This window comes from Methylobacterium segetis, from assembly GCF_004348265.1.
GTDB classification, from domain to species: Bacteria; Pseudomonadota; Alphaproteobacteria; order Rhizobiales; family Beijerinckiaceae; genus Methylobacterium; species Methylobacterium segetis.
On sequence record NZ_SMNT01000149.1, the window covers coordinates 1 to 7,150 of the forward strand.

The following is a 7,150-nucleotide window of genomic DNA, read 5'->3' on the forward strand; positions in this document are numbered from 1 at the left end:
CGCGAGGCTCGCGTCCTTCGTCATCCTGTCGCCGGGCAGGCCGGTATCGTTGGCGAGCCTGACGACGGGCGCGTCCGGAGCCGTCCGGTCGAGGACGAAGCTGAGGACGCCGTCCTCGGAGACGTTGCCAGCGGCGTCGGTGTGATGGACCCGCACGGTGTGCGCGCCATCCGCGAGGTCGCTCTCGTCATAGACCGCGACGAAGCCGTGCCCGTCAATGCTGTAGGCGAGGCTGCCCCCGATCTCCCCGGCCGTGACCGTGATCTCGGCATCGCTCGTGACGCGGTCGTTGGCCGAGGCACCGGTATCGTGGTCGAGGGCGACGACGGGCTTGGCCGGCGGCGTGGTGTCGATGGTGACGCTGATCGGCAGGCTCTTGCCGGTATTGCCGGCGCCGTCGGTGCCGGAGGCGGTGACGACGTGCTCGCCCTCGCCCGAGATCTGCACGTCCGCCTTCCAGGCCCCGTCCGGGCCGGACTTCGTCGAGCCGATCTCCCGGCCGTTGTCGAGGATGTGCACGGTGATCCCGGCATCGGCCGGACCGACCGAGCCCGAGAGCGAGAGGAGACCCGCCTTCGTCGGAGCGCCGGCGGCGGCCAGGGTCACGCCGGGCGCGACCGCGTCTCCGTCGCCCTCGGGGCGGCTGTCGCCGTCGACGTCGCCGATATGGTGCTTGGCGTAGCCGACCTGCACGCCGAGGCTGTCGCCGGTGAACTTCGCCCGCACCGCCGCCACATCCTCGTCGGTGAAGGCGATGGCGAGCGCCGGCGCGGTCTCGCCCTGCGCCACGCGGCTCACCGCCGCGACGCCGACGAGGAACGCCATGCCGTCCGCCGCCGTCGCCTGGGCTGCGACGAGGGCGTTGTGGCCGTTGAGCAAGGCCTCGACGTCGGACGCGAAGGTGGACGGCGGCAGGTAGCGGTCGACCAGGGCGTGCACCGTCGCCGGGTCTGAGAGGTCGAACGGCTGGCCCGTCGCGATCATCTCGACGATGTCGTGCATCGGGTTCGCGTAGGGGAGCGCCGCCTGGAGGAGGGCGACGGTGTTGAGGATCTGCGAGGCCGCGACGAACAGGTGCTCGTAGAGGGCGATCTGCTGGGGCGTCGCGCCCTCCTTCAGCATGCCCGCGATCGGGTCGATCTGGGTGACGTCGACCCCGGCACCGAGGCCGAGCGCACCGCGCAGCTCCGTCTGGGCGGAGCTGAGATTCGCACCGAGCCCCATCAGCTCGACGAGGATCGTGGTGAGGGGAGACACCACCGTCGAGCCGGCCGGCGCCTTGAAGACGCCGTTGAAGGCGAGGTTCGTGGCCGTATCGAGTGCGCCCGGGCCGCCGGTGGCGACGATGGCCCCGGGCTTGCCGACGAGGGTGAAATGGCCGCTCGCGTCGGTCGTCGTCTGGGCCTCGAAGCTCTGGCGGACACCATCGTTGTTCGAGTCCATGAAGACGGTGGCGCCGGCGATGTAGCCGTCCTGGAGCGAGCCGCTGATCACGGCCTGCGAGCCGGGGGCGGGGTGCACCACGTTCAGGGTGAAGACGTCGGTGACCGTGAGCGGCGTCCCCGGACCCGCATCGGTCGCGCTGACCCTGATGTCGACCGGGCCGGTGACGCTCGCCGCGAGCACGCCCTTGATGAGGAGCGAGCCGTTGACCGCGACTTGGTCGACGACGCTGAGGCCGATCTCCGAGAGCGGATGCCCGTTGGCCAGCGTGACGGTGTACTTGAGCTGGGCCGCCGGGGTCTGCGCGTCGCCGAACACGGTGGTGACGGGCAGGAAGAGGTTCACCGCGCCCTTCTCGTAGACGCTCGTGTCGGGCAGGCCGACCTGACCCTGCTGCGGCACCACGAAGGGCGCCGTGTTGACGTTCGGCGCGGTCGTGACGAGGGCGGTCTGGGTCGAGACGACGCGCTCGGTGTACCCGAGGGCATCGACGAAGGAGGCGGAGACGCGCAGGGCCTGCCCGACCATGAAGGCCGTGACCTTGTAGGTCTCGCCCGTGGCCCCCGTGATCGGCACCCACTGGGCGCGGGCCGGATCGAGGTACTCCCACTGATAGGAGACGTTCGGGGTCATCGAAGCCGACCCCGGGGCCGTGAGGGCGTCGAGGTCGAGGAGCGTGTTGCCGGCCGTCAGCAGCTGTCCGATGACCGGGTTTCCGGAGACCTGCACGCCGCCGAAGGGCAGGGTGTTCTTCGCCGGAACGACCGGGAGGAGTTCGTTGACCGTGTGCGTGCCGTCGCGGAATTCCAGGCGCTCAATGTTGCGCAGCTTGTCGACGCCGTCGTCGACGATGGGGTTCACGCCGCCTCCACCCCCGCCACCGCCGCCCCCGACCGTGACGTGGACCACCGAGAAGAAGCCCTCGGCATCGATGCCGTCCCAGCCTCGGCCGTCCGCCGTGCGGGCACCGATCACGTAATTGGCCGCGATGTCCGAGTAGACGGCGGTGTCGACGTCGTTCGGGCGCCCGCCGTCCAGGATCTCGCGGACGATCTGGCCGTTCTCGAGCCGGACATGCAGGTAGGCGTCGCCGTCGATGATGTCGTTGCCGGCACGGCCCTGGATGCGGTCGCTGCCGCCGCCGCCGAGGATGATGTTGCCGCCCGAGAAGTGGACCGGCGCGTCGGGTGAGAAGAACGTCTCGAGCCCGCTGATCAGGGTGATGTTGTTGAGCTCGTTCGTCGGGTCGGCGATCGCGTCGTTCGTGCCCTGCAGGAAATCGTCGTAGGACGAGCCGCTGAGGCCCTCCGTCTCGATGAAGCGGTCGCGGATCGCGTCCGGCGAGAGCGGCGGCGAGTCGAGGATGAAGTCCTTGACGTTCATGTCGACGCTGACGCCGAGGCGATCGAACTCGTAGGAGGCCCAGTCGTAGCCGTTGCGGCCCTCGAAGCGGTTGAAGCCGCCGCCGCCGATCATGATGTCGTCGCCGCTGAAGCCCTGCATCCGGTCGCCGCCGTTCGCGGCGGTGTCGGTGGTCGAGCTCGTGACGGGATGGCCGTCCGGCCCCGTCGGCAGCCAGGTGCCGCCGATCAGGACGTCGTCCGCGCCGTAGAGGGGGAGCTGGCCCGTCGGAGCGCCGGCGTCGCCCACGAGAAGGTCGCCGCCCTGGCCGCCCTCGATCCAGTCGTCGCCCTCGTTGCCCTGGATCTCGTCGTCGCCCTCGCCGCCGTTGATGATGTCGTTGCCCTGGCCGCCCTGGATGTCGTCGATGCCCTTGCCGCCGTAGATCGTGTCGTTGCCGTCGTTGCCGAAGATGATGTCGTCTCCGGAGCCGCCGTCGATCCAGTCGTTCCCCTCGTCGCCGTGGATCGTGTCGTTGCCGCCCGCATCCGTGATGTGGTCGTCGCCCTTGCCGCCGTAGAGGAAGTCGTTGCCCTCGCCGCCGTCGATCCAGTCGTTGCCGCCGTCGCCGTAGACGGTGTCGTCGTCGGCGTTGCCGGCGATCAGGTGGTCGTCGTGCTCGGTGCCGCCGAGCACCATCGTGTTGCCGAAGAAATTGTCGTCGCCGAGGAAGTGGACCGTCTTCACGTCGGCCCCGTCCGAGCCCTTCAGGTGGTTCCCGTGCTCGTCGAGCACCCAGCTCGACTCGAGGAGGAGCTTCCCTGTCGTCGGGTTGCGGGTCCAGGTCGAGACGTCGTCCGGATTGATGGTGGTCGCCTCGACCGTGTATTCGGGCGTCAGGAAGACGCTCGCGCTCATGTGCTTGGTGCCGAGATTGTTCATGATCATCTCGGCGAACGCGTTGTTCTCGATCTCCGAGAGGAAGTGCGTGCCCTCCAGGCGCGGCAGGTAGTAGAGCCGGTCGCCGTCCTGAAGGTTCTCGAGCTGGATGCGGAAGATGTAGTCGAAGGTCGAGCCGAGGAGCCCTCCGAACAGGGTCTGCTTCTCGGCGAGGCCCCCGATCCAGAGATCGACCTGGTCGAGGCCCGTGATGCTGCCCGTGCTCCAGAAGGGGATCGCGCCGCCGGCGTCGTGGAGCGCGTTGGCATTGTCCTTGAGCAGGGCCGGGTCGGTGATGTTCGCGTAGGCCCCCGTGCTGTGCATGAAGTCGTGGGCGTCCTTGATGTCGGCCGCCGACACCCCGCTCCCGGAGAAGCCGTCCTGCCCGTGCTCGACGAGGAGGAGGGCTGCGGCGCGCTTGGCCTCGAGGGTCGTGGCCTCGAGGATCGTGTGGTGTGTGCCGTAGGCCGCCACGAAGTTGATCAGCGACGCCTCGTGCTTGAGGAAGTGGCCGAAATCGATCCAGCTGTCGTAGGGCTTGACGGCACTGTCGTGCGTCTGCGCGTAGATCTGGTTGCGCACGAGGTTGAGCGGCGCCACGCCGGTCTCGCGGCCGCGGGCGATGTTGAGGGCGGCGAGGTCGAGGGGCAGGCCGAGCAGGTTGTTGCGCAGCGCGCCCGTGACGAACTCGTCGATCTCGTTGCCGGTCTGGTTGAGCGCGCCGAGGGCGATCTCGCCCGCCGCGGTCGAGCCGTGCTTGGCGAATTCGAGCGGGTTCGTGAAGGCGTCGATCAGGCCGATCGCGTTGAGGACGGGTTTGCCCTTGTCGTCGAGGAGCGGCGTGCCGGCGAGCGGGTTGACGACGCCGGTATTCACGTCGGTCGGCTTGCCCTGCGCGTCGAGATACTTGCCCTGAAGCACGTAGCGGTTGAGGTCCTCGTCGAGCATCGAGTGCCCGAAGCGGTAGACCGCGTTCGCGAACTCGGCGGTGATGGCCGGGTCGAGATGGACGTTGAGGTTGCCGAACAGGTGGATGGCCGGCGAGACCTTGCGGGCGAATTCCTCGAAGACGAGGTGCTGGTACTGGGTCTCGGTGCCGAACTTCGCGGTCTGGAACAGGCGCTCGCCGTTCCACTCGTTCTCCTGGATGCCGTCGGAGAGATCGGTCCCGTCCAGGACCCAGTTGCTCGCGAAGGCGGTGTCGCCCTTGGCGAGCTCCGAGCGGACGAGGTCCTTCACCTGCTGCACGAGGCGGTTGTGCTCGTCGTGGAAGACCTCGTGGATGGCGGTGAGGCCGACATTCTCGTTCGCCCGCCCATCGCCCGCGATGAGGTGGGCGTCGAGGAGCTCGTTGTCGTAGGCCGTCAGGTTGCCGCGGGCGTCGACGCTGGGGATGCCGGCGACCGAGTCGCCGTCGGGCTGCAGGTGGGCACCCACCGCCTCCGGATCGCTCGGCGCCGCGCCGAAGGCCATGTCGTTGAGGAACTGATGGCCGGTGCGCACGGCGCCGACCGTCGAGAGCGGCGAGCCCGGCGTGCCGGATTTCAGCACATCGTCGGCCGTGCCGGCGATGCCGTCCGCCCCCTTGAAGACGATCTGCGCGTAGCCCGTCTTCGGGTCGGGAATGAAGTTGCCGTACTCGTCGGTCGCCAGGAGCGGGATGTTGTTGACGTCCTCGTCCTGCAGCTTGATGCCGAGCTTGAGGGCGTTCGCCTTCACGTCGGCCCAGGTCGGATCGCCGCCGTTGATCCCCGTCAGCAGCCGGCCCGTCGTGTGGACCTGGCCGTCCGCGCCGGTCATGTACTCGCGCAGGAAGACCTGATGCGAGGGGTGCGAGGTGTAGGTCTGGTTCTGGTCGACGAAGGGCGTGACCTGGTTCGTGTACTCGTGGATGTCGTCCGCGGTGCCGAGCCTGCCGTCGGGGCCGGGCTGGTTCGTCGCGCGGGTGAGCACCATGAAGTTCGTCGGCGAGCCCTGCACGTAGAGCGGGTCGTCGGGCTTGAGCGGGATGTAGACCGTGCCGCTGACGCTGTTCTTCGAGATCAGGTCGAGGCCGTGGTCGAAGAACTGGCCGAACAGCGTGAAGAGCGTGTTGAACGGGGCCGAGAGACCGGCATCGGGCGTCACGTTCTCGATGAACACGCTGCCGTTCTCGACCTTGAGGCCGAGTTCCGTGGTGAGGGTCTTCAGAGCGCCGGTCTTGTCGGAGATCTGGATCGCGTCGCCCGTCGCCTTGGCGGCCTTCACGGCGTCCCAGGCCTGTGCCACCCGGGCCGCGTCGGCCTCGGGGTTCGAGGAGCCGGTGAGCTTCAGCGCCGCGATGATGGCCGCGTCATTGTCGAGCGACTGGTCGGAGATGAGGTTGCTGATGACGCGGGGGTCGGAGTCGAACACGGCGCCGGTCGTGCTCGCGTAGGAGGTCGGCTTGCCGCCCGGGGGGCCGAAGGCCGAGGGGTCGGCGCTCTGGAAGACGGGGTTGGTGAGCCGCGGGAAGGCCTGGTCTGCAGAACCGTAGAGGGGCTGGCCCGCGACGGTGCTGTTGTCGGTGCCGTCGACGTGCCGGAGGCCGAAGGTCAGGTGCGGGTTGACGGGGTTCTGTCCGGCCTCCGCCATCTGGATCTGCGTCAGAACGAATTCCAGATCGGTGCGGTTGAACTCGACGCCCATGACAGCCCCTCCGTATACTTCGGAAGATCCGCGGTCTTTCCGCGTTGAGGGCAGTGTTTCACGGGGGTGGATGCCGCCAATACATGCAAAGGTCCGGCGGATTGGTCTGCGATGGTCTGAGCCGGTCTCGGACCTTGGTCCGATGGCGGGCTACCCGGGCTTCGCCGAAGGTCCGAACCTTCGGGCGCGCGCTGCCTCAGGGGCGCCCGAGCTCCTCGGGGATACGGGTCTCGCGCAGGGTTGCGCGGATGGAGAAGCGCTCGCGGGCGCGGGCGCGGTCGAACACGATCGGCCCGGCCAGGACCGGCGCCTGCAGCAGGTGCGAGCCCTGCAGCCGGCCGATCAGCTCGGCCGCGCCCTCGCTGTAGCCCGTCAGGCTCACGCCCTCGCCCGACACCGCGATCTCGCTCAGATACGTCGTCGCCGGCAGGAGCCGCGCCAGCTCCTCCCACAACGCCACCACGCCCGGCGCCGACCGCAGCTGCGTGAGCCGGCCCGCATCCGCCACGAGGCCCTCCACCCCCCGCAGCCGCGCCGCCGAGCCCCGCGCCGGCGCGTCCACCGCCCGGATCTCCGCCTCCAGCGTGCCGATCCGCGCCGCCTGCCGCCCCGCCAGGCCGCAGAAGCCCGTCAGAACCAGCGTCAGGCAGGCGAGACCCAGCCCCGCCGCCGCCCGCCCCGCCGAGGCCCGCGCAGGCGCGCGTGCCGGCCCGAACGGCAGCACCAGACAGGCCGCCTCCGGCGAAGCCATCTCGCCCTC

The 7,150-nt window shown here is 69.2% G+C and carries 2 protein-coding genes; both read right to left on the reverse strand.

The annotated features are described in order from the left end of the window. Nucleotides 1-6,390: peroxidase family protein (locus tag E1J50_RS24510; protein WP_245516738.1), on the reverse strand; the 6,390-nt coding region annotated here is incomplete at its 3' end. A gap of 196 nt (nucleotides 6,391-6,586) precedes the next feature. After that, a partial coding sequence (locus E1J50_RS24515; protein ID WP_165937966.1) for a PilN domain-containing protein occupies nucleotides 6,587-7,150 on the reverse strand: 564 nt, incomplete at its 5' end.